The organism is Bacillus sp. 5w2 (genome assembly GCF_054353775.1).
This window is the reverse complement of record NZ_JBTIWT010000003.1, coordinates 251,286-270,178: the sequence shown is the minus strand read 5'-3', so window position 1 is coordinate 270,178 and position 18,893 is coordinate 251,286. Positions and strand designations below refer to the sequence as shown.

Sequence of the window (18,893 nt, the reverse complement as noted above, 5' to 3'; positions counted from 1 at the left end):
ACAAGGAAAGTGGGGGTTGTTTGTATGAAGAAACAGTGGCGACTGCTTTCGTTCGTTTCACTGCTGGCTTTACTGTTAGGGGGATGCGGTAAAGCCTTTCAATCTACTTTAATTCCGCAAGGAGAAGTAGCAAAAATGCAATATGATCTGCTCTTACTAGCAAGTGCGATCATGGTAGGAGTAGTACTAGTAGTTACTATTATTTTCTTATATGTAATTGTGCGTTTCCGACAAAAGAAAGGTCAGGAAGATTATATTCCGGAGCAAGTTGAAGGGAATCACAAACTAGAAATTATATGGACAGTTATTCCGATTATTCTTTTGCTAATCTTAGCTGTTCCGACGGTTACATATACATTCAAACTTGCTGATGTAAGTGCGATGGAGAAAAAGAATATTGATAAAGATACTATCGTTGTTGATGTAACAGCGAATCTTTATTGGTGGGAATTTTCTTATAAATCAGAAAAAATAGTAACTTCTCAAGATTTAGTCATCCCCACAGGTAAGAAAGTGTATTTGAATTTGAAGGGTGCCGATATTAAACACTCGTTTTGGGTTCCATCTTTAGCTGGGAAAATGGATACAAATACAGATAATGTGAACAAAATGTGGTTAAAGGCAGATAAATCGGGCACTTATAATGGTTTTTGTACAGAATTTTGCGGCCCATCACATTCTTTAATGCAATTCAAAGTGAAAGCTTTAGATGAAAGCGAGTACAAAAAGTGGCTTGCTGATATGAAGAAGATTGATGGGAAGAAAGAAGTAGCTTCAACAAAGGCGCAAGAGGGCCAAGAAATATTTAATAAAAGCTGTATTGGTTGTCACGCAGTTGGATCTAATGATAGTAGACCACCTTCCGCTCGTATCGCACCGAACTTAGCAAACTTTGCTGATCGCGATATGGTTGCCGGTATTGCCGAAAATAATGAAGAAAACTTAAAAAAATGGCTGAAAGATCCTGAAAATATGAAACCAGGAAATAAAATGACTGGTAAATATGGCAACTTAACGGATGATCAAATTGATGCATTAAATGCATACTTACAAACGTTAAAAGTTGAAAAGTAAAGAGGGATTATTCGCGAAGGGGAGGTTGAAAACGTGAGTTCTGTAGCAAAAAAACAGGGGATGGGTGCTGTCATATGGGATTATTTAACGACAGTAGACCATAAAAAGATTGCCATTCTCTATTTAATTGCAGGTGGATTGTTTTTTATAATAGGCGGAATAGAAGCACTATTTATTCGCCTTCAATTAGCGATTCCTAACAACGCTTTTCTTGTTGGGGATGCTTATAATCAAGTATTAACGATGCACGGTACAACAATGATTTTCCTCGCAGCTATGCCACTCGTGTTTGCATTTATGAACGCCGCTGTACCACTTCAAATTGGTGCACGTGATGTAGCGTTCCCGTTTTTGAATTCACTCGGATTTTGGTTATTTTTCTTTGGTGGAGTATTTTTAAATTTAAGTTGGTTTCTAGGTGGAGCACCTGATGCAGGATGGACATCTTATGCATCTTTAGCTTTAGCTTCTAAAGGCCATGGTGTTGATTTTTATGTACTTGGCTTGCAAATCTCTGGTATTGGTACATTAATTGGAGGTATTAACTTCCTTGTCACCATTATAAATATGCGTGCGCCAGGGATGACGTATATGCGTATGCCGATGTTTACATGGACGACATTTGTAACATCTTCGCTAATATTATTCGCTTTTCCGCCGTTAACTGTAGGATTAGGACTTTTAATGTTAGATCGTTTATTTGGAACAAGTTTCTTTAATCCAGCATTGGGCGGGAATACAATTATATGGGAGCATTTATTCTGGATTTTCGGTCATCCAGAAGTATACATTCTTATACTCCCAGCTTTCGGAATATTCTCAGAAATCTTCGCAACATTTTCGAAAAAACGATTATTTGGTTATTCGTCGATGGTGTTTGCGACAGTATTAATTGGATTCTTAGGATTTATGGTATGGGCGCATCATATGTTTACTGTTGGGCTTGGTCCAGTTGCAAATGCTATTTTCTCAGTTGCAACAATGGCGATTGCGGTTCCGACCGGTATTAAAATATTCAATTGGCTCTTTACAATGTGGGGCGGAAGTATTCGTTTTACGACACCGATGATGTGGGCGGTAGCTTTCATTCCATCATTCGTAATGGGGGGAGTTACAGGTGTTATGCTAGCATCTGCACCAGCTGATTATCAATTTCATGATAACTATTTCGTAGTAGCGCACTTTCATTATGTAATCGTCGGTGGTGTTGTATTTGGTTTACTTGCAGGAGCTCATTATTATTGGCCACTGATGTTTAATAAAGTATTGAATGAAACGTTAGGAAAGATAACATTTTGGCTATTCTTTATCGGTTTCCATTTAACATTCTTCATTCAGCATTTCCTTGGGTTGATTGGTATGCCGCGTCGTTACTACACATATCTTGAAGGTCAAGGATTGGAAATGGGGAATATGATTAGTTCTATTGGAGCGGTGTTTATGGCTCTTGGAACGATTGTTCTTCTATTTAATGTAATTAAAACAACAGTATCAAAAGAAAAGGCTGGTCGTGATCCATGGGATGCACGAACGTTAGAATGGACAATGCCAGCACCTACACCTGAATATAACTTTAAACAATTACCGTTTGTTCGCGGGCTAGATCCGTTTTGGATTGAAAAACGTGAAGGGAATAAAGAGATGACAGCGGCGGAACCAGTTGGTGATATTCATATGCCAAATCCATCATTTTCACCATTTATCATTTCTTTAGGATTGTTTATAGCGGCATTCGGTGCAATGTATATGCAAGGTGGAAAAGATAAGTTTTGGTTATTAGTAGCAATTATTGGTTTAATCATTACATTTGGCACAATGCTCCTACGTTCAGTAATCGATGATCATGGATATCATATTCATAAGGAAGATTTAGAAGATAAGGGGGGCAAGGCATAATGCATGTAGATGAAAAATTAACGAATGAAACATTTCCAGCAGAGCCTGAAAAAGCAACCCTTGAGGGGAAAAATAAGTTTGTCGGTTTTTGGTTATTTCTTGGAGGCGAAACAGTATTGTTCGCTTCCTTATTTGGCACATACTTAGCGTTAAAGAATTCTACAAATGGTGGACCAACATCTCAAGAGATGTTCCAAATGCCACTCGTTTTTATTATGACGATGCTTTTATTAACGAGTAGCTTAACGAGCGTATATGCGATGTATCATATGAAAAACTTTAACTTTAAAAAAATGCAACTTTGGCTACTGGTAACAGTGTTGCTAGGTTTAGGGTTTTTAGGATTTGAGATATATGAGTTTTATCATTATACGCATGAATTTAAGCATACTATGAGAAGTAGTGCATTTGGTTCCGCGTTTTATGCTCTTGTTGGTACACATGGACTCCACGTATTGTTTGGGTTATGTTGGATTTTAACATTAATCTTTAGAAATGCGAAGAGAGGTCTAAATTTATACAATGCACCGAAGTTTTATGTTGCATCGATTTATTGGCACTTTATTGACGTAGTTTGGGTGTTTATTTTCACTGTAGTATATTTAATGGGAATGGTGGGATAAACAATGGCGATAAAGCAAACGAATAATCCTAAAGTTGATCTTGTTTATCGGAAGAGAAAAAGTGCGGAGGAAATGAAGCATCAAGTTATTACGTTTGCATTAATGATTTTTTTAACATTAGTTGCATTTGTAGCAGTAGCATATCCAAAAACTTTTAGTCCGACTTTCTCAGTACCATTTATTTTACTATTAGCAGTGGTACAAGTAATTTTTCAATTGTATTATTTTATGCATATGAGTCATAAAGGACATGAAGCGGCTAGTTTCTTTCTTTATTCTGGTCTGTTAATCGGGTTAATTACAATTTTAGCTTTTATGACAATTGTGTGGATTTGAAAAGTGAAAAATAAGGGAGCTTGTGTTGTCACAGCTCCCTCTTCATATTATGTGAAAGGATAACCTTAAGAAGGTAGGTGTGACAATGAGTAACTTGTGGATATTTGGTTTTCAAGCTCTATGGAGTCCAATCTTTTTATTATTTATGCTTTCGATCCTTATTGGGTACTTTTTAATTATTGGGCCATATAGAATGCGATTTGAACATGCGACGAAGGTAAGTAAGAAGCAAATTTTTTATTTTACGACCGGGATTGTTCTTTTGTATTTTGTAAAGGGAGGGCCTATTGATTTAATTGGTCATATTATATTTAGTGCACATATGTTTGAAATGGCAGTCATGTATATTGCAGTTCCACCGTTATTGTTACTTGGTATACCAGTTTGGTTATATCGTTATATTACTTCTTTTAAGTTCGTTCAAATTATATTGAAGGTATTTGCTAAGCCACTTATTGCATTGTTTGTATTTAATGGCCTGTTTTCTTTTTATCATTTACCAGTTGTTTTTGATACAGTAAAACAAAGTCAAATTGCTCATCCTATTTGTCTCGCTATATTGTTCTTTACGGCAATCATGATGTGGTGGCCGATGCTAAATCCATTACCAGAATATCAAACGTTAAGTGATATAAAGAAACTTGGTTATATGTTTGCTAATGGTATATTATTAACGCCAGCTTGTGCGTTAATAATTTTTGCAACTGCACCGTTATTTGCAACGTATACAGATCCGGCTGCTTGGATGAAGGCGATGGAACTATGTGTACCAGCGGGAACTTTATCAGATTTAAATATAACTGGACCAGAATTTTTACACTGGATGCCAGTCGTACAAGACCAACAAACAGGCGGCATCATTATGAAAATTGTCCAGGAAATAGTGTATGGTACAATTATCGGGTATGTATTCTTTCGATGGGCGCGTCGAGAGCGTGAAAAGGATAAAGAGCAGTTGCAACAATTGCCGCCTTATTTGCAGACGAAATAAAAAACGAGTGCATCAGTATGATGCACTCGTTTTTGGTTACTCGATAATTTGGAACTCTTTTAACTCTTTTTCGATATTTTGTAAGAGTTGTTCACTTTTTTGAAGTACATTCGTTGGGAAAGTTTCACCATCACCGTATTCAACGCCGTGAGGATAATAATGCTTACCTAATAAGGGAGTAAGTAGCTTTATTTCAGCGTGTCTGCTACCAATGTCACCTTCAACAGCTAAACCTTGTACACGCAAATAATAAATATCGTTTAATATTTCAAATTTATAATCGTATGTAACCCGTTCATAATCCCACTGTCCAGCAAGTACAAAATGGTTCTTTTCCATAATCTCTGTTAATAGTGCTAAATCAACGACTGCCCCATTAAATTTCGTATTTGTAAATTGCATATAATACCTCCTCTTTTAATGTTACACCATTATTTTTATAATAGTATGAATAATAAGAAAGTGCAATTCGTATTGAGAGAAAAGGGATAATCCAGACTTTTTTTACGAAAATATGATATAGTGAAAAGAGTACGGTACACACAAAAAAGGAAAGAAAAGGATTTGTGTATATCTCAATTTTATGTTTTATGCAGGAGGTATATCGATTGAAGAAATTATTGCGTATCGTAATGATTACATTTTTAATTTTAGCTGTTGATTTATACGGGAAATTACTCGTTTCACAATATATATTAACCCCATCTGAATCAAAACAAGAAAATAAAATTGTGAAAAAGAAAAAACAAGTAAATGAAGACCCTTCCGATACTGTTTTAAATATGATTGGTGGGGACTCTGAAAATTTATTAGCAAAATGGGGAGAACCTTCTCGAATAGAGCCATCTGCTTACGGATATGAATGGTGGGTATACAATCAAGATTTAGCTCAGTATGTTCAATTTGGGGTTGCTGAACGAAAAGTTGTAACGGCGTATGTTGCTGGTGAGCAAGTTAAGGTGCCGCCTTATTATATAAATGAAAAGTATGAAGATGTTTATAAAAAGAATCCACTCTCTCATGAGATTTCGTTAAAAAGAGGGAAGAATAGTTATCAATTTGAGTTATCTGATACCGAAGTAATGGAACAACCATTAATACCTGTAGAAGATGGCTGGGCACAATTATATTTTGATCATTTTACACATGAGCTTGTTGGTGTTCGTTATATGGATGACGAAACGTTATTACGCCAAAGACCATATCAGCTTGTTTATTCAGGTGAATTACTAGCAGAACAACCATTGACTCCAGATAAATTGAAACAAATAGAGAATGGGAATATGCAACAAATTTTTGATTTAACAAATATTATTCGAAGTCGTCATAAGTTACCGTTGTTAGCATGGGATCAACAAACAGCAGATGTGGCTATCGGTCATAGTAAAGACATGAAGGATAATAATTACTTTTCGCACGATTCACCTGCTTTAGGTACGTTAGGAGATCGTTTACAGCGTGGGAAAGTAGGATTTCAACTTGCTGGTGAGAATATAGCTGCGCAACATAGCGATGGAATTGCGGCGGTGCAAGGTTGGTTAAATAGTGAAGGTCATAGAAAGAATTTATTAAATGAACAATTTACAGGATTAGGTGTTGGGGTATACGATAAATTTTATACACAAAACTTTATTCGAAAATAAAGTTTTGTGTAAGTAGAGGGATGTACATCTCCCGGTTATTTACTCCGTATCCACTGAATTGTAGGTTGGAATCTTACCCTATGCAAATAGCAGGATAAAAAGGTGCATGAATCGTCTAAAAATAGGCGAACCATGCGCCTTTTTTTTCTTACTATATAGTAGATATACATGAAGAGGTGAGGATTATGCCAACAACAAAAGGACCGTTACATCCATCGGTTCAACAGTTTAAAGAGTTTGTAAACCATCACCCTAAAATGGTCCATGAGGTTAGAAGTGGTCACAAAACTTGGCAACAGTTTTATGAGGAATGGTACTTACTTGGTGAAGAAGATCCGATATGGGCAACTTTTAGACCAGATGGAGCGCCTGCTTTTTCTTCGGTAAAAGAAAATAAAAAAGAAAAAGAAAAGGATAATCGAACTGAAGAGGAAAAAACTGCTGATGTGATGGGACAAATGCTTTCTTTCTTTAAAAAGCTAGATGTAGAACAAATGCAACACCATTTAGCCAATGTGACGAGTGCTATTGGTAGTGTGCAACAAGTTATTCAACAATTTCAAGGGAAGCCCGCGCGGCAAGAAGAGAGTACTTCCGAAAATAATCCATTTTTCTTTCAGAAGGATTAGGGGGGGAAGAGGATGAGAGCAGAAATTATGGAGTTTATAAAGGCTGATGAGGATTTATCTCGCTACATTAGAGAGCAACCGTACTGGTATAGAAAACTAACGCGAAACCCTGAAGAAAAAGAGGCATTTGAGTTAGCGGCTATGCAGCATTTCAAAAAAACGATACCAGATAAAGTTGAGAAATTTCAAAACCAATTGGCAGTTGCCTCCATTATGATCGATATGTTTCAGTATATGAAGCAGCAAAATACAACATAATTGGAAGGGAAAACTATGTCCGTCATGCAGAACTTTTGATACAATAGAAGCGGATTATTTAAAAAGGAGTTGCAGCATGAGCATGACGGAAATTTGTTTAGTACGACATGGACAAACTGATTGGAATTTTCAAGAGATTATTCAGGGACGTGAAGATATTCCACTTAATGAAGTGGGAAAGAAGCAAGCAAGTCAAAGTGCAGTTGCTTTGCAAGCGGAAGCATGGGATGTAATTATAAGTAGCCCATTAATTAGAGCGCACGAAACAGCTAAGGAAATTGCAGGAGCTGCAGGATTGCAATCGATTTTATTAGATGAGCGATTTGTTGAACGTAATTTTGGCGAAGCTTCTGGGAAGCCGGTTGCGACTGTTAGGGAGCTAATTGCAGAAGGTAAAGTAGAAGGTATGGAGCAAGATGAAGAGATTGTAACTCGTTGCTTTGCTGCTATAAAAGATGTTGCAGAAACTCATTCTGGCAAACGTATTATCATTGTAGCTCATTCACATGCGATAAAAGCAATTTTACATGCAATTGCACCGGAAGATATTTCGTTTAAGACACCATTAAAGAATGCATGTATTAGTTATGTGAAAGAAAATAGTGGGAAATGGGATGTTCTGAAATATAATATTGCCGAACATATTAATGTATAAGTATGTGCTGGGATTGTACGGAAAATAGTTAGAGTGATATCTTTCTGTTTAGTGAGACACTTCAATTAGTAGTTCTATTCTAAATGTGGTATGATGAATACTCGGAGGTGTCTCTCATGATTGTAGCGACGCTGGAAAGCGTATTGATATTAGATAAGGCAGAGCAGCTTGCAAAAGCGATTATCTGTTCAGATATAGCAGAAGACTATCGTAAGTGTTATAAAGAATTGCATGAAGATATGGAAGTTCAGACGTTAATTCAGCAATTTACAGCGATGAAAGAACGATATGAAGAAGTGCAACGTTTCGGTAAATACCATCCTGATTATACTTTCGTTTCGACGAAAATGAGGGAGTTAAAGCGTTCTGTAGACTTACATGATAAGGTTGCAGCTTTTAAACGAGTAGAAACAGCTTTGCAAAAGTTGTTAGATGAAGTTAGTGTAGCAATCGGTTCTGAGGTGTCTTCTTCCATCAAAGTTCCAACAGGAAATCCATTTTTTGATGCTGGTGGCTGTGGTGGCGGTTGTGGTACCGGCGGAGGTTGTGGCTGTAAAACGGGGTAATTTACCCCGTTTTTTAGAAGATAGAAGAAAACGTATACAGAGTTTGTCCTGTAATGTCATAAATTTCTGATTGGTTTTCATAAAATATAAAATATATGTTTTTAAAAGGAGAAGATGGAGAAGATTATGTTCGGGCAACGACAAAGTATGATTGTTTATTTACATTCATTGAAACATGCCAAGATTTTAAGGAAATATGGTAACATACATTACATATCAAAACGCTTAAAATACGCAGTAGTATATTGTGATATGGAACAAATTGAGCATATGATGCAAAAGTTGAACAAACTTCCTTTTGTGAAGAAGATAGAACAGTCGTACCGCCCATATTTAAAAACGGAATTTGAAAATTCACGTCCTGATCGGGCAAAAGAATACGATTATAGTTAATAGAAAAAATCCCCTGCTAATTTTAGCGGGGGATTTTTTCACTTGAAATAACAATTTATTTCATTGGAGGAATGAAATTATTCATTCGTAAAATACCAATTAAATGATTGAAAAACAGTTCTTTTTCTGGGAAAGTTGTGGATGGTTTTACCGTAAAGGTAGTCACTTTTCTTCCTAGTTGTTCTGCCGTTTCTTCAAATAAAATGACGCGTTTACTTTTTTTATTTTCAAGTACAGGAATGCCTTCACGACATATGTATAATGGTTGGAAATCACCAGTAGTAGTTGGTTTTAATATTACAACAAGTGAGCACACTTTTTTTTCATTTTTAATCGTTTCAAATTGTAACATATGTGTTATACGTTCTTGATTTGCTTTGGCAATTTCAAGTAATTCATATAAATCAGAGTAGCCTTCTCCGAGTTCTATAAAGCGTTGAATCATATTTTTTCCTCCTCTTTCTTTTACTGTACCACCTCACTTTTTAAATGAAAAGTAGACAAAGAAAAAAAACCCTGCAAAGCAGGGCCCTTCTTATACTAGCATGTACTAGTAAGAAGGCAAAGGGAGAGGAGAAACCGGAGGAAGAACTTATGGGGAAACGTAAGTCTTCTCCGCGGTTGGCAACAACATCGAAGGTGATGTTGTTATAATTATTTATGTCCAATCTAAATGAAGATATACATCATGAAATTAAATTTTATGTTGGGCTTTTTATTTTTCTTTTTTTTATTTTATGATAGGATAAAAAAAGATAAAGTGAAACTTTAATCGGTGGGGCATTCCCTGCTGATTATTAGCCTTCACCAATCGGGCGTTAACGCGGGATAAAGTGAGACAAATATACATAATGGGTTCGTGTTAGCGAATGGTGAGATGAATACATAAAAATGCAGAGCGGTTATTTTAAGCCAAAGTTCTCTTAGTGTTAGTTGAAAGATGAATGGGAAACTTCATGGAATAGTATAGTTTGGTAGCGGTTACCGAATGGAGAATGGTTTTCTATACTTGCTCGATAGATTGAAATAAAGGTAGTGACAACAGATGAGAGTAGTTTCAGGAAAATGTAAAGGGCATCCACTTAAAGCGGTGCCAGGTAATACAACACGTCCAACGACAGATAAAGTAAAAGAATCAATTTTTAATATGATAGGCCCTTATTTTGATGGCGGTATCGCTCTTGATTTATTTGGTGGTAGTGGTGGTCTTGGAATCGAGGCTATAAGTAGAGGGATTGATAAAGCAATTTTTGTTGATCGAGATAATAAAGCAATAAAGGTGATCCATCAAAATTTAGAAAGTTGTCGAATACAGGAACAAGCTGAAGTATATCGAAATGATGCAGAACGTGCGGTAAAGGCTCTTATAAAACGTGAAATATCATTCGATCTTATATTGATTGATCCTCCATATAAAGATCAAAAAATTGTATCTTTAATTAGTGTGATGGATCAACATGGATTGCTACATAAAGATGGATTAATTATGTCAGAGCATGGTAATGATGTGGTTTTACCTGATTCTATAGGGAGCCTTGTAAAAGTAAGAGCTGAAAATTATGGGATTACAGCAATATCGATTTATAAGTATGAAGGTGAGGGGACGGAATGACTAGTATAGCTATTTCTTCGGGAAGTTTTGATCCAATTACCCTTGGGCATCTGGATATTATTAAAAGGGGAGCAAAAGTATTTGATGAGGTATACGTAGTAGTTTTAAACAACTCGTCAAAAAAACCGTTCTTTTCAGTTGAAGAGCGCTTAGATTTAATTCGAGAAGCAACAAAGGATATCCCGAATGTAAAAGTAGATTCACATAGTGGACTACTAGTTGAGTATGCGAAAATGCGTAATGCAAACGCGATTTTACGTGGGTTACGAGCGGTTTCTGATTTTGAATATGAGATGCAAATTACTTCTATGAATCGAAAATTAGATGAGAGCATTGAAACCTTTTTTATTATGACAAACAACCAATATTCATTTTTAAGCTCGAGCATTGTGAAAGAAGTTGCGAGATATGGAGGAAGCGTAGTAGATCTTGTACCTCCTGTTGTAGAACGTGCTTTAAAAGAAAAGTTTCAAACCCCGTTAAAGTGAACGGGGTTTTTCTTTGTTGCTACGAAAAAATAATAAGATAACATATACATATAAACAAAATAAAGTAAATATCGGTCCATAGTGTACAAAAGATGTCCAAATCTCATGCAGTGTAGAAGAAGAATTCGATAAAAATACGGGGATATCTTTTTGCATAGGTGAAAAAGAGCTTACTTTTTCATAAAATGGTTTCCAAAATATAAAAGTAAAGATAGGTGCAAGAATACTTTGGATAATTCGTGCGAAAAAATAGGGCTTAAATCGGATGTCTGTTTCAGCTAATATGCTAGCAACTTGTGCCTGAATAGAAAGGCCGCTAAATGCTAAAATAAAGCTTGTTACCATAGCTTGCTGCAGGAGGGGTGTTTCATTTATTTGACTAATCATTTGGCTTCCGAGTGTCATTTCAAAAATGCCTGATAATATCGGAATACTAAATTCGGTAGTTAATTGGAAGAATGATAAAATATGTTGCATAATAAAAGAAAGGGCTGCTGTAATATGAAATACAGTAATCATTTTATTTAAAACAGAGAATAAAATAATAAATCCACCAATCATAAGTAACGTTTGAATAGAAGAAACGATAGCGTCCCCAAGTAATTTTCCTATTGGTCTTTTTTCTTGCATGCGTGTCTCGTGTAGGATTGAAAAAGGGTTTTGAAAAGGACGTTTTTTAGTAGTATGTTTATCATTCATGGAAATGTTGTTATTGCCGTAAAAACGCATCAGTAACCCGACGGCAAAGTTACTTAAATAATGTGCAGCAGCTAATACGATTCCTAATTTCGGATTATTGAAAAAACCGATAGAAACAGCTCCGAAAATAAAAAGTGGATTAGATGAGTTTGTAAAAGATACGAGGCGCTCTGCTTCGATTTGTGTTAGCTGATTACTTTTACGCAGTCTAGCGCTTAATTTGGCGCCAGCAGGGAATCCTGAAGCCATTCCCATTGCCCAAACAAATCCGCCTATCCCTGGGACGCGAAAAAGTGGTCGCATGAGTGGTTCTAATATAACGCCTATAAATTTTACAACACCAATACTAATTAGAAGTTCCGCAATGATGAAAAACGGTAAAAGTGAAGGGAATACAACTTCCCACCATATATTTAACCCTCGAATGGAAGCTTGCAAAGCAGCTTGGGGGTGGAGTACAAGAGAAAAGGTTAAAAACAATGTTGATATGGTAAGGAAAGCCGTTTTCCATTTTTCATACATGTAAGTAAATCCCCCTTTGTCCCAAAAACGTTCATTTCAGTATACGTGGATACGTGGTGAATTTAGACCATAAGTATGAAAAAGGAATGAAAAAAATTAAAGGGTGAGAAAAATGAAAGAACCGAAAATTGGTTTAGCTCTTGGATCTGGGGGCGCAAAAGGGTTTGCTCATATTGGTGTTATAAAAGTTTTAAGGGAAAATGGTATACCGATTCATATGATTGCAGGAAGTAGTATGGGGGCGTTAGTAGGTACATTTTATGCAGCTAGCTCTAACGTTGAAAGACTGTATAAACTGGCAAATGTATTTAAGAGGAAATATTATTTAGATTTTACGGTTCCGAAAATGGGATTTATTGCTGGAAAACGTGTCAAAGATATGATTAAAATGTTTACATATAATAAAAATTTAGAAGAGTTAGATATCCCGACGGCTGTTGTGGCTACTGACATCTTGAAGGGGGAAAAAGTAGTTTTTACAAGTGGTCCTGTTGCAGAGGCGGTAAGAGCTAGCATATCTGTACCTGGAGTGTTTGTACCAGAGAAAATAGATGGAAGATTATTGGTGGATGGCGGAGTGATTGATCGTATTCCAGTATCGGTTGTGAAAGAGTTAGGTGCTGATATTGTCATTGCTGTTGATGTATCCCCAATTAAAGTAAATGGAGAGGTTACGTCTATTTATGATGTAATTATGCAGAGTATTGAAATTATGCAACATGAGCTTGTGATGAATAGACAAATTGCATCGGATTTAATGATGCGACCAGCTGTAGAACAATTTAGTTCACGTGCTTTTACAAACATTGAAGACATTATTCGAGTTGGTGAGATAGAAGCGGAAAAACATGTTGCAAATATTTATTTATTAATTGAGCAGTGGAAGGAGAAATATAATGTTTAAGCGTTTTCGGTTTATATATGCAATTTTAATAGGGGTTATATTGGCGATGTTACTTGTTTACGTACGTTTACCGTATTATGTAACAAAACCAGGAATGGCTGCCAAATTAGAGCCTTACGTTCAAGTTGAGGGGGGGACAAAAGAATCTGGTGATTTTATGCTTGTTACGGTTTCAATGGGGCCGGCAAACGTGGTGAATTTAATAGCAGCGCAGTTTAATAAGTATACACATATTTCGAAAGCGGAAGAAATATTGCAAAGAGGTGAGAGTGATGAAGAATATCAATTTCGCCAAAATTATGCAATGAAAGATTCGCAAAATGCAGCAATCTATAATGCTTATAAACGTGCAAATCGTACTGTTTCTTTTGAAAATAAAGGAGTATTGGTTGCCGGTGTAGCGAAAGGGATGCCGTCAGAAGGAAAGCTTAAACTTGGGGATGTTATCATAGGTGTAGACGGAAAATCATTCGAAAAAACGGAGCAATTTATTGAATATATGACAGGGAAAAAAGAAGGAGATACAGTAAATATTGAGTACAAGAGGAATGGAAAACAGTTAAAAGAAAATTTAAATGTAAAGACCATTCCGAATGGAAATGGGCGTGTAGGTATAGGTGTTTCTATCGTTACGGAAAGAGACTTAGTGGTAGATCCGAAAGTGAAAATTGATTCTCATGAAATAGGCGGACCATCGGCAGGCCTAATGTTTACACTAGAAATATATAATCAACTTGTGGAAGAGGATTTAACAAAAGGGCATGAAATAGCTGGAACAGGTACGATTAATGAAAAGGGAGAAATTGGCCCGATTGGTGGTATTCAGCAAAAAGTGGTCGCTGCAAGTGATGCTGGTGCCGAAGTGTTCTTTGCACCAAATGAAAAAGGTGCGGAGAAATCGAATTATAAAGATGCGCTTGAGGCTGCGAAAGATATTAAAACAAAAATGAAAGTTGTGCCAGTTGATACACTGGAAGATGCATTAATGTATTTGGAGAAAATGGGCGAGAAAAAATAAACCTCTCTGAAAAAGAGAGGTTTTTTATAGGAATTTTGCAGTTGTTTCATCATAACGAATTGGATGATGTGTTGCATCTTGTTTTAGTAGTTGTGTTCGTAATGGTTCTTGCATGATGGAGAAATATACAGAATTGGCTTTTCGCTCTATATGTAAAGTAGGATGGTCAAATGTTTTTGTATGGGTAAGGATGGGAAGCTCTATTTTTTTCTTGTTTTTTGAAAGGTAAGTTTGTCCTTTTTGTGACATGCCTAGTAGACGAATATACGGTGCATGCTGCTCTATATTTGCGCTATGTATTTCTTCTTTTGTTGTATTTGTTAAAATATGTGTACAAGCTCTTTGTAATCTAGTCCACGTATAACGCTTCGTTTTTAATGCTTCCATGAATGAATGGAAGGAGAAACTGGTTTGGATTTTTGATAAAATACGATGCTCTAAACCTTCTTCTATTTCATATATATGTCGTAAGTTCTCTGGAGACATCGTCATGAGTTTGTATTTGAAAAATGAAAAGTATTGTTCCCAATTATGCAATATCCCGTAGTTTTGCTTGTAACTTGCTAAAAGAGAAGCAGTCGCTTCTGGGATAAAAGGCTCAATTGCTGCAAAGGAACTATTTTCGCTAAAAAGTTGTTTGCGAATACTTGTTGCGCTTGCAATATGTTGGTCGTTAAATGTTTCATCATGATAATGAGATGCGAATCTTTTTATCGTTTGTGCTTGTATAGAACTATTTTGTGAGAGGATTGCTTTCATGTATTGGAAACCTAAAATATTATTTGGTTGTGACATGTCTATGTTTTTTTCAGAAGGTAAAATGTGTAGGAAAGCTTCAGATGTAGCTTTTGCGTAACTATTACCTGCGTTCATAAATTGCTTTACAAGACGATTAAAAGTCTCTTCTTCATTTTTTTGCACAGAGATGGTGTTATAAAAATTTTCGATTTGTCCATCTTCACTACCGAAACAAATTTCAGAAACGTGTAAGGCGTTTAAAATAGAAATAGCGCCATTTGCAAAGGTTTCAGCCTTTTGTGTTGAAAAGGCATATGGAAGCTCTACAACGAGGTCTACACCGCATGATAAGGCCATTTTGGTGCGATACCATTTGGATATGAGTGCCGGCTCACCACGCTGTAAAAAAGGGCCACTCATAACAGCGATTGTAATATCAGAGTGTGTTAACTTTTTTGTTTGTTGCACATGATAATCATGACCGTTATGAAAAGGGTTATATTCAACAACAATACCACTGGCTTTTATGGTAATCTCTCCTTTCGATGTAGCATCTTTTTGAAAAACGTGATACTCTATATAATATTTACTATGATGACTTCATTATAGTGTAAAGAAAAAACATTGACAAATATAAAATGGCTAGCTATAATTTTGTTTGTTGCCTTGAGGTGATATGATATGAAATGGTCCATCCATCAATTGAATAAATTGAGAAATAAAGGATTGACATTGGATGAGATGGTAGATGTAAGTGAGCTAAAAGAGGTCGAGAAAGATATTCGTGAAATTAATCCTGTTCATGTAACAGGAAGAGTTGATTTTGGCTCCGGTAAGTTTACGTTCCATCTACATATAACTGGAAGCATGGTTTTACCATGTTCTCGCTCTTTAGTAGATGTGACATTACCATTTGACATTAAAACAACTGAGGTGTTCCAAACTTCACAAGAAGAATTTGAAACTGAAGCTGAAATTCATTGTTTAGAAGGAGAAGTACTTGACTTACTGCCCGTAATCAAGGAAAATATACTTTTGGAGATTCCAATGCAAATTTTCAGTGATGATGTTTCTGGTGGAGCACCGATGCAAGGTCAAGACTGGCAAGTGATTTCGGAAGAAAACAAAGAAAAGACTGTTGATCCAAGATTAGCAGGACTTGCAAAGTTTTTTGACAAATAATCGGAAGACTGGTTCAGGCCTTCATATGAAAATAACTATTTCTTTTAAGGAGGTGGGAAGAATGGCTGTACCTTTTAGAAGAACTTCTAAAACAGTAAAAAGAAAGCGTCGTACGCATTTCAAATTATCAGTACCTGGTATGGTAGAGTGCCCAAGCTGTGGTGAAGCGAAATTAGCTCACCGTGTATGTAAAGCATGCGGTACTTACAAAGGTAAAGAAGTAATCAGCAAGTAATTGCGGGAAAATAAACGTAGAAGATATCTTCTGCGTTTATTTTTTTTGTCTTATTCTTTATTTGTTGTATTCTATCTTTTCTAGTAACTGCATATGCTTAATAAAAAATGCATAGGGAGGACTAGAGAGATGGCGACAACAAGACAAGATGCTTGGACTGATGATGAAGATTTGCTTCTGGCAGAAGTAGTACTCCGGCATATTCGAGAAGGTGGAACGCAATTATCTGCCTTTAAAGAAGTGGGAAGACATTTATCTCGTACACCAGCAGCATGTGGCTTTAGATGGAATTCTTACGTTAGAAAGCAATACAAAGAACGTATTGAAGAAGCGAAGCAACTACGTAAAGTAGAAAATTATGAAGTGAAAGAGACAAAGGTATTAGAGCCTACGTCAATTACATTGAATGATGTTATTGATTTCTTACAAAATTATAAAGATGAAAATTCTTTAATGGTGTTGCAACAGCAAATTGAATCGTTACAAACAGAGAGAGAGAGTCTTTTGGAGCGGTTATCAGTATATGAGGAAGAATATAGAACATTGCTTGATTATATCGATCAAAAAAGAAGTGTAATGGTAGCAGAAAGAAATAGCGCTCGTTCGAATGGGAAATTGGAGAAGTTAAAGAAATAAAAAAACAGCTGCTATGTAGCTGTTTTTTTTATTTCTTATGCAGACTCTTCGTTTGTAACCGTATTCAAATTTGTTTCTGGGTTCCAAACATAAAAATCACCATCAGGTACTGATACAGGATGGAAATTTAATTTATCCCAAAAACCAGCTGAATGGATACGTGCGATCGTTTTAATTGGGAACTGCAGCCCCTTCGCATAATTTACAAGCATTTCTCCGAATCCTTGTTTTTGGAATGTTGGTAACACTTCAAGTTTATAGAGTTCTAGGTAAGTACCTGTAATTTCGAATGGTTCTCCGCCGTTCCTTTTCATGTATAGACTCATACGTGCAATTAGTGATCCGCCATAATAAATACCGTAAAATGGAGATTCACTATCGTTTTCAATAATGTTTGCTTGTAATTCTTCTAACATGGATAGTTCTTGAGCTCCGCAACCTTTAAATTTTTTAAATTCGTCTAATGTTTTATAATTGATGAGCAAGCGCTCAACTTTTGGGAATCCCATAACATCACATCCTTTTCTTGTCTCGTTGAATGCAGAAAAGTAAAAATATTTATAATAATATTATAACTCATTTTTTTATATTTATGAAGAAGATAGTATATTTCTTTTATTATTTTTTTGAGGATTTGCTAAACTAAGAGTAGAAGCACATTGATAGGTAGTATATACATATTGAAAGAAGGGGCTGCATTTGGTAATGAAATTGTCGACTGTGTTAATGTAATTGAGGAAGATAAAGTGAAACTTTAATCGGTGGGATTGGTTCACCTTTAATTAATTATTATTCCGCACCAATCTGGCGTTTGCGGGATAAAAAGGGGAGGGAAAAGGGACTTATGTTTCTTGTTCATATGAGTTCCTTGTGTGAAAATGAAAATCGGAGTTGTGGGACCAGGAGCAATCGGTCTATTGTATGCATTTTATTTACAAAAAAGTAAGCAAGATGTTACGTTGTTTACAAGGACAGCTAAACAGGCTGAGGAATTGAATGTAACGGGTGTAACTTGTATGAGGGAGGGAAAACGTGAAACGGTATTCCCGTCTGTTTTGCCAATAGAAAATATGCGAGACCAGAAGCTAGACTATATATTTATTGCTGTTAAGCAATATCATATAACTGACATACTACCTTTTGTGCGAGGGGAATCCTCATTAATCTTTTTGCAAAACGGAATGTCGCACCTTCATGCTATGCAGAAAATAGGGAATGAAAATATTGCAGTGGGGATTGTAGAGCATGGTGCAAAAAAAGAAGAAAGACATACCGTCTATCATACGGGGATAGGTGTGACGAAGTTTGGAATCGTGCACGGCCGGTCTATACATTTTGAAAAAATATTTAATTGCTTTCCTTTTCCTCATTTTCCGATTCAAATAGAAGATGATTGGAAGGATGTCATGCACAAAAAATTAGTAGTTAATGTATGTATCAATCCATTGACAGCATTATTACAAGTCCAGAACGGAGAGTTGATTACGAACCCGTTTTTTTATCGATTGATGGAGCAAGTATTTCAGGAAGTCGCTTTTCTTGTTAAAGAAGAAAAAGAAATGGTATGGAAAATGGTACGCCACGTATGTGAAAGAACGTCGCATAATACATCATCTATGCTGGCAGATGTAAGAGCGAATAGACAAACGGAAATTGGTGCGATTGTTGGATATGTATTAGAAGAAGCTAAGAAACAGCAACGATCCGTTCCGACACTTCAATTTTTGTTCGATGCAATAAAAGGATTAGAAGTAAAAGTATAAGTGTAATTCTTTGCTTTTACGTGAAACATTGA

At 36.0% G+C, this 18,893-nt stretch carries 24 protein-coding genes; 19 read left to right on the top strand and 5 right to left on the bottom strand.

Annotated features, from left to right (window positions below; all coding sequences use genetic code 11):
* Nucleotides 1–24: 24 nt before the first annotated feature.
* The 5 genes from coxB (at nucleotide 25) to ctaG (ending at nucleotide 4,920) form a co-directional block, all read left to right on the top strand.
* On the top strand, nucleotides 25–1,074 hold the full coding sequence (coxB, locus tag ACXY7N_RS08725; RefSeq protein ID WP_000745268.1) for a cytochrome c oxidase subunit II: 1,050 nt from the start codon (nucleotides 25–27) through the stop codon (nucleotides 1,072–1,074).
* Between the two features lie 60 nt (nucleotides 1,075–1,134).
* Nucleotides 1,135–2,970 carry a cytochrome c oxidase subunit I gene (gene ctaD, locus ACXY7N_RS08720; RefSeq protein ID WP_170959983.1) on the top strand — a complete coding sequence of 612 codons (1,836 nt, stop codon included), beginning with the start codon at nucleotides 1,135–1,137 and terminating at the stop codon, nucleotides 2,968–2,970.
* Nucleotides 2,970–3,593: a cytochrome c oxidase subunit III gene (ctaE, locus tag ACXY7N_RS08715; protein ID WP_000557861.1), complete on the top strand. Its 624-nt coding sequence runs from the start codon at nucleotides 2,970–2,972 to the stop codon at nucleotides 3,591–3,593. The genes ctaD and ctaE overlap by 1 nt, the downstream gene beginning before the upstream one ends.
* A 3-nt stretch (nucleotides 3,594–3,596) precedes the next feature.
* The gene (gene ctaF, locus ACXY7N_RS08710; RefSeq protein ID WP_000985703.1) at nucleotides 3,597–3,929 is read left to right on the top strand and encodes a cytochrome c oxidase subunit IVB; all 333 of its coding nucleotides are present in this window, start codon (nucleotides 3,597–3,599) and stop codon (nucleotides 3,927–3,929) included.
* 85 nt (nucleotides 3,930–4,014) lie between these two features.
* Nucleotides 4,015–4,920 (top strand): cytochrome c oxidase assembly factor CtaG, encoded by a 906-nt coding sequence (gene ctaG / locus ACXY7N_RS08705; RefSeq protein ID WP_016086534.1) that lies wholly within the window; start codon nucleotides 4,015–4,017, stop codon nucleotides 4,918–4,920.
* Between the two features lie 36 nt (nucleotides 4,921–4,956).
* Here the strand turns inward: ctaG and ACXY7N_RS08700 are convergent, their stop codons facing one another.
* The gene (locus ACXY7N_RS08700) at nucleotides 4,957–5,322 is read right to left on the bottom strand and encodes a YugN family protein (protein ID WP_016086535.1); all 366 of its coding nucleotides are present in this window, start codon (nucleotides 5,320–5,322) and stop codon (nucleotides 4,957–4,959) included.
* Nucleotides 5,323–5,528: 206 nt separating this feature from the next.
* Here ACXY7N_RS08700 and ACXY7N_RS08695 point away from each other — a divergent pair, with 206 nt between their 5' ends.
* The 6 genes from ACXY7N_RS08695 to ACXY7N_RS08670 all read left to right on the top strand — a co-directional run bounded on the left by ACXY7N_RS08695 (nucleotide 5,529) and on the right by ACXY7N_RS08670 (nucleotide 9,064).
* Nucleotides 5,529–6,563, top strand: a complete 1,035-nt coding sequence (locus ACXY7N_RS08695) for a CAP domain-containing protein (RefSeq protein ID WP_016086536.1) — start codon at nucleotides 5,529–5,531, stop codon at nucleotides 6,561–6,563.
* A 185-nt stretch (nucleotides 6,564–6,748) separates the two neighbouring features.
* Nucleotides 6,749–7,192 (top strand): YlbD family protein, encoded by a 444-nt coding sequence (gene ylbD, locus ACXY7N_RS08690; RefSeq protein ID WP_016135265.1) that lies wholly within the window; start codon nucleotides 6,749–6,751, stop codon nucleotides 7,190–7,192.
* Nucleotides 7,193–7,204: 12 nt separating this feature from the next.
* The gene (locus ACXY7N_RS08685; protein WP_001200991.1) at nucleotides 7,205–7,450 is read left to right on the top strand and encodes a YlbE-like family protein; all 246 of its coding nucleotides are present in this window, start codon (nucleotides 7,205–7,207) and stop codon (nucleotides 7,448–7,450) included.
* A gap of 82 nt (nucleotides 7,451–7,532) precedes the next feature.
* Nucleotides 7,533–8,105 carry a histidine phosphatase family protein gene (locus tag ACXY7N_RS08680; RefSeq protein ID WP_033657734.1) on the top strand — a complete coding sequence of 191 codons (573 nt, stop codon included), beginning with the start codon at nucleotides 7,533–7,535 and terminating at the stop codon, nucleotides 8,103–8,105.
* Nucleotides 8,106–8,221: 116 nt separating this feature from the next.
* A complete protein-coding gene (locus ACXY7N_RS08675; RefSeq protein ID WP_000634355.1) occupies nucleotides 8,222–8,671 on the top strand; it encodes a YlbF/YmcA family competence regulator in 450 nt (149 codons plus the stop codon).
* Nucleotides 8,672–8,797: 126 nt separating this feature from the next.
* On the top strand, nucleotides 8,798–9,064 hold the full coding sequence (locus tag ACXY7N_RS08670; RefSeq protein WP_002080814.1) for a YlbG family protein: 267 nt from the start codon (nucleotides 8,798–8,800) through the stop codon (nucleotides 9,062–9,064).
* A 55-nt stretch (nucleotides 9,065–9,119) separates the two neighbouring features.
* Here the strand turns inward: ACXY7N_RS08670 and ACXY7N_RS08665 are convergent, their stop codons facing one another.
* Nucleotides 9,120–9,509, bottom strand: a complete 390-nt coding sequence (locus ACXY7N_RS08665; RefSeq protein ID WP_000616012.1) for a DUF7147 family protein — start codon at nucleotides 9,507–9,509, stop codon at nucleotides 9,120–9,122.
* A 600-nt stretch (nucleotides 9,510–10,109) separates the two neighbouring features.
* Between ACXY7N_RS08665 and rsmD the strand changes: the two genes are divergently transcribed.
* Together rsmD and coaD are read left to right on the top strand one after the other, a co-directional pair.
* Nucleotides 10,110–10,676 (top strand): 16S rRNA (guanine(966)-N(2))-methyltransferase RsmD, encoded by a 567-nt coding sequence (rsmD, locus tag ACXY7N_RS08660; protein WP_016086538.1) that lies wholly within the window; start codon nucleotides 10,110–10,112, stop codon nucleotides 10,674–10,676.
* Nucleotides 10,673–11,164, top strand: a complete 492-nt coding sequence (gene coaD, locus ACXY7N_RS08655; RefSeq protein WP_016086539.1) for a pantetheine-phosphate adenylyltransferase — start codon at nucleotides 10,673–10,675, stop codon at nucleotides 11,162–11,164. Before rsmD ends, coaD begins: the two co-directional genes overlap by 4 nt.
* On the opposite strand, the gene ylbJ is transcribed toward coaD, so the two are convergent.
* The gene (gene ylbJ / locus ACXY7N_RS08650) at nucleotides 11,156–12,385 is read right to left on the bottom strand and encodes a sporulation integral membrane protein YlbJ (protein ID WP_016086540.1); all 1,230 of its coding nucleotides are present in this window, start codon (nucleotides 12,383–12,385) and stop codon (nucleotides 11,156–11,158) included. The two genes, coaD and ylbJ, sit on opposite strands and share 9 nt — an antisense overlap.
* A 112-nt stretch (nucleotides 12,386–12,497) precedes the next feature.
* Between ylbJ and ACXY7N_RS08645 the strand changes: the two genes are divergently transcribed.
* Nucleotides 12,498–13,289, top strand: coding sequence for a patatin-like phospholipase family protein (locus tag ACXY7N_RS08645; protein WP_016086541.1), 792 nt, complete (start codon nucleotides 12,498–12,500; stop codon nucleotides 13,287–13,289).
* Nucleotides 13,282–14,307: a SepM family pheromone-processing serine protease gene (locus ACXY7N_RS08640; protein WP_016086542.1), complete on the top strand. Its 1,026-nt coding sequence runs from the start codon at nucleotides 13,282–13,284 to the stop codon at nucleotides 14,305–14,307. The genes ACXY7N_RS08645 and ACXY7N_RS08640 overlap by 8 nt, the downstream gene beginning before the upstream one ends.
* A gap of 24 nt (nucleotides 14,308–14,331) precedes the next feature.
* Here the strand turns inward: ACXY7N_RS08640 and ACXY7N_RS08635 are convergent, their stop codons facing one another.
* Entirely contained in the window at nucleotides 14,332–15,573 is a 1,242-nt protein-coding gene (locus ACXY7N_RS08635) for a nucleotidyltransferase (protein WP_367888057.1), read from the bottom strand.
* Nucleotides 15,574–15,726: 153 nt separating this feature from the next.
* On the opposite strand from ACXY7N_RS08635, the gene ACXY7N_RS08630 reads away from it, so the two are divergent.
* The 3 genes from ACXY7N_RS08630 (at nucleotide 15,727) to ACXY7N_RS08620 (ending at nucleotide 17,098) form a co-directional block, all read left to right on the top strand.
* The gene (locus tag ACXY7N_RS08630; protein WP_000872144.1) at nucleotides 15,727–16,227 is read left to right on the top strand and encodes a YceD family protein; all 501 of its coding nucleotides are present in this window, start codon (nucleotides 15,727–15,729) and stop codon (nucleotides 16,225–16,227) included.
* Between the two features lie 61 nt (nucleotides 16,228–16,288).
* Nucleotides 16,289–16,462 carry a 50S ribosomal protein L32 gene (gene rpmF, locus ACXY7N_RS08625; protein WP_001984764.1) on the top strand — a complete coding sequence of 58 codons (174 nt, stop codon included), beginning with the start codon at nucleotides 16,289–16,291 and terminating at the stop codon, nucleotides 16,460–16,462.
* Nucleotides 16,463–16,591: 129 nt separating this feature from the next.
* Nucleotides 16,592–17,098 carry an RsfA family transcriptional regulator gene (locus tag ACXY7N_RS08620; protein ID WP_016086544.1) on the top strand — a complete coding sequence of 169 codons (507 nt, stop codon included), beginning with the start codon at nucleotides 16,592–16,594 and terminating at the stop codon, nucleotides 17,096–17,098.
* A gap of 35 nt (nucleotides 17,099–17,133) precedes the next feature.
* Here the strand turns inward: ACXY7N_RS08620 and ACXY7N_RS08615 are convergent, their stop codons facing one another.
* Nucleotides 17,134–17,607: an N-acetyltransferase gene (locus ACXY7N_RS08615; protein WP_016086545.1), complete on the bottom strand. Its 474-nt coding sequence runs from the start codon at nucleotides 17,605–17,607 to the stop codon at nucleotides 17,134–17,136.
* 363 nt (nucleotides 17,608–17,970) lie between these two features.
* Between ACXY7N_RS08615 and panE the strand changes: the two genes are divergently transcribed.
* A complete protein-coding gene (gene panE / locus ACXY7N_RS08610) occupies nucleotides 17,971–18,861 on the top strand; it encodes a 2-dehydropantoate 2-reductase (RefSeq protein ID WP_016086546.1) in 891 nt (296 codons plus the stop codon).
* Nucleotides 18,862–18,893: the final 32 nt, after the last annotated feature.

Coding starts and splice junctions, on each gene's coding strand:
- coxB (WP_000745268.1), top strand. CDS start 25: ATGAAGAAACAGTGGCGACTGCTTTCGTTCGTTTCACTGCTGGCTTTA.
- ctaD (WP_170959983.1), top strand. CDS start 1,135: ATGGGTGCTGTCATATGGGATTATTTAACGACAGTAGACCATAAAAAG.
- ctaE (WP_000557861.1), top strand. CDS start 2,970: ATGCATGTAGATGAAAAATTAACGAATGAAACATTTCCAGCAGAGCCT.
- ctaF (WP_000985703.1), top strand. CDS start 3,597: ATGGCGATAAAGCAAACGAATAATCCTAAAGTTGATCTTGTTTATCGG.
- ctaG (WP_016086534.1), top strand. CDS start 4,015: ATGAGTAACTTGTGGATATTTGGTTTTCAAGCTCTATGGAGTCCAATC.
- ACXY7N_RS08700 (WP_016086535.1), bottom strand. CDS start 5,322: ATGCAATTTACAAATACGAAATTTAATGGGGCAGTCGTTGATTTAGCA.
- ylbD (WP_016135265.1), top strand. CDS start 6,749: ATGCCAACAACAAAAGGACCGTTACATCCATCGGTTCAACAGTTTAAA.
- ACXY7N_RS08685 (WP_001200991.1), top strand. CDS start 7,205: ATGAGAGCAGAAATTATGGAGTTTATAAAGGCTGATGAGGATTTATCT.
- ACXY7N_RS08680 (WP_033657734.1), top strand. CDS start 7,533: ATGACGGAAATTTGTTTAGTACGACATGGACAAACTGATTGGAATTTT.
- ACXY7N_RS08675 (WP_000634355.1), top strand. CDS start 8,222: ATGATTGTAGCGACGCTGGAAAGCGTATTGATATTAGATAAGGCAGAG.
- ACXY7N_RS08670 (WP_002080814.1), top strand. CDS start 8,798: ATGTTCGGGCAACGACAAAGTATGATTGTTTATTTACATTCATTGAAA.
- ACXY7N_RS08665 (WP_000616012.1), bottom strand. CDS start 9,509: ATGATTCAACGCTTTATAGAACTCGGAGAAGGCTACTCTGATTTATAT.
- rsmD (WP_016086538.1), top strand. CDS start 10,110: ATGAGAGTAGTTTCAGGAAAATGTAAAGGGCATCCACTTAAAGCGGTG.
- coaD (WP_016086539.1), top strand. CDS start 10,673: ATGACTAGTATAGCTATTTCTTCGGGAAGTTTTGATCCAATTACCCTT.
- ylbJ (WP_016086540.1), bottom strand. CDS start 12,385: ATGTATGAAAAATGGAAAACGGCTTTCCTTACCATATCAACATTGTTT.
- ACXY7N_RS08645 (WP_016086541.1), top strand. CDS start 12,498: ATGAAAGAACCGAAAATTGGTTTAGCTCTTGGATCTGGGGGCGCAAAA.
- ACXY7N_RS08640 (WP_016086542.1), top strand. CDS start 13,282: ATGTTTAAGCGTTTTCGGTTTATATATGCAATTTTAATAGGGGTTATA.
- ACXY7N_RS08630 (WP_000872144.1), top strand. CDS start 15,727: ATGAAATGGTCCATCCATCAATTGAATAAATTGAGAAATAAAGGATTG.
- rpmF (WP_001984764.1), top strand. CDS start 16,289: ATGGCTGTACCTTTTAGAAGAACTTCTAAAACAGTAAAAAGAAAGCGT.
- ACXY7N_RS08620 (WP_016086544.1), top strand. CDS start 16,592: ATGGCGACAACAAGACAAGATGCTTGGACTGATGATGAAGATTTGCTT.
- ACXY7N_RS08615 (WP_016086545.1), bottom strand. CDS start 17,607: ATGGGATTCCCAAAAGTTGAGCGCTTGCTCATCAATTATAAAACATTA.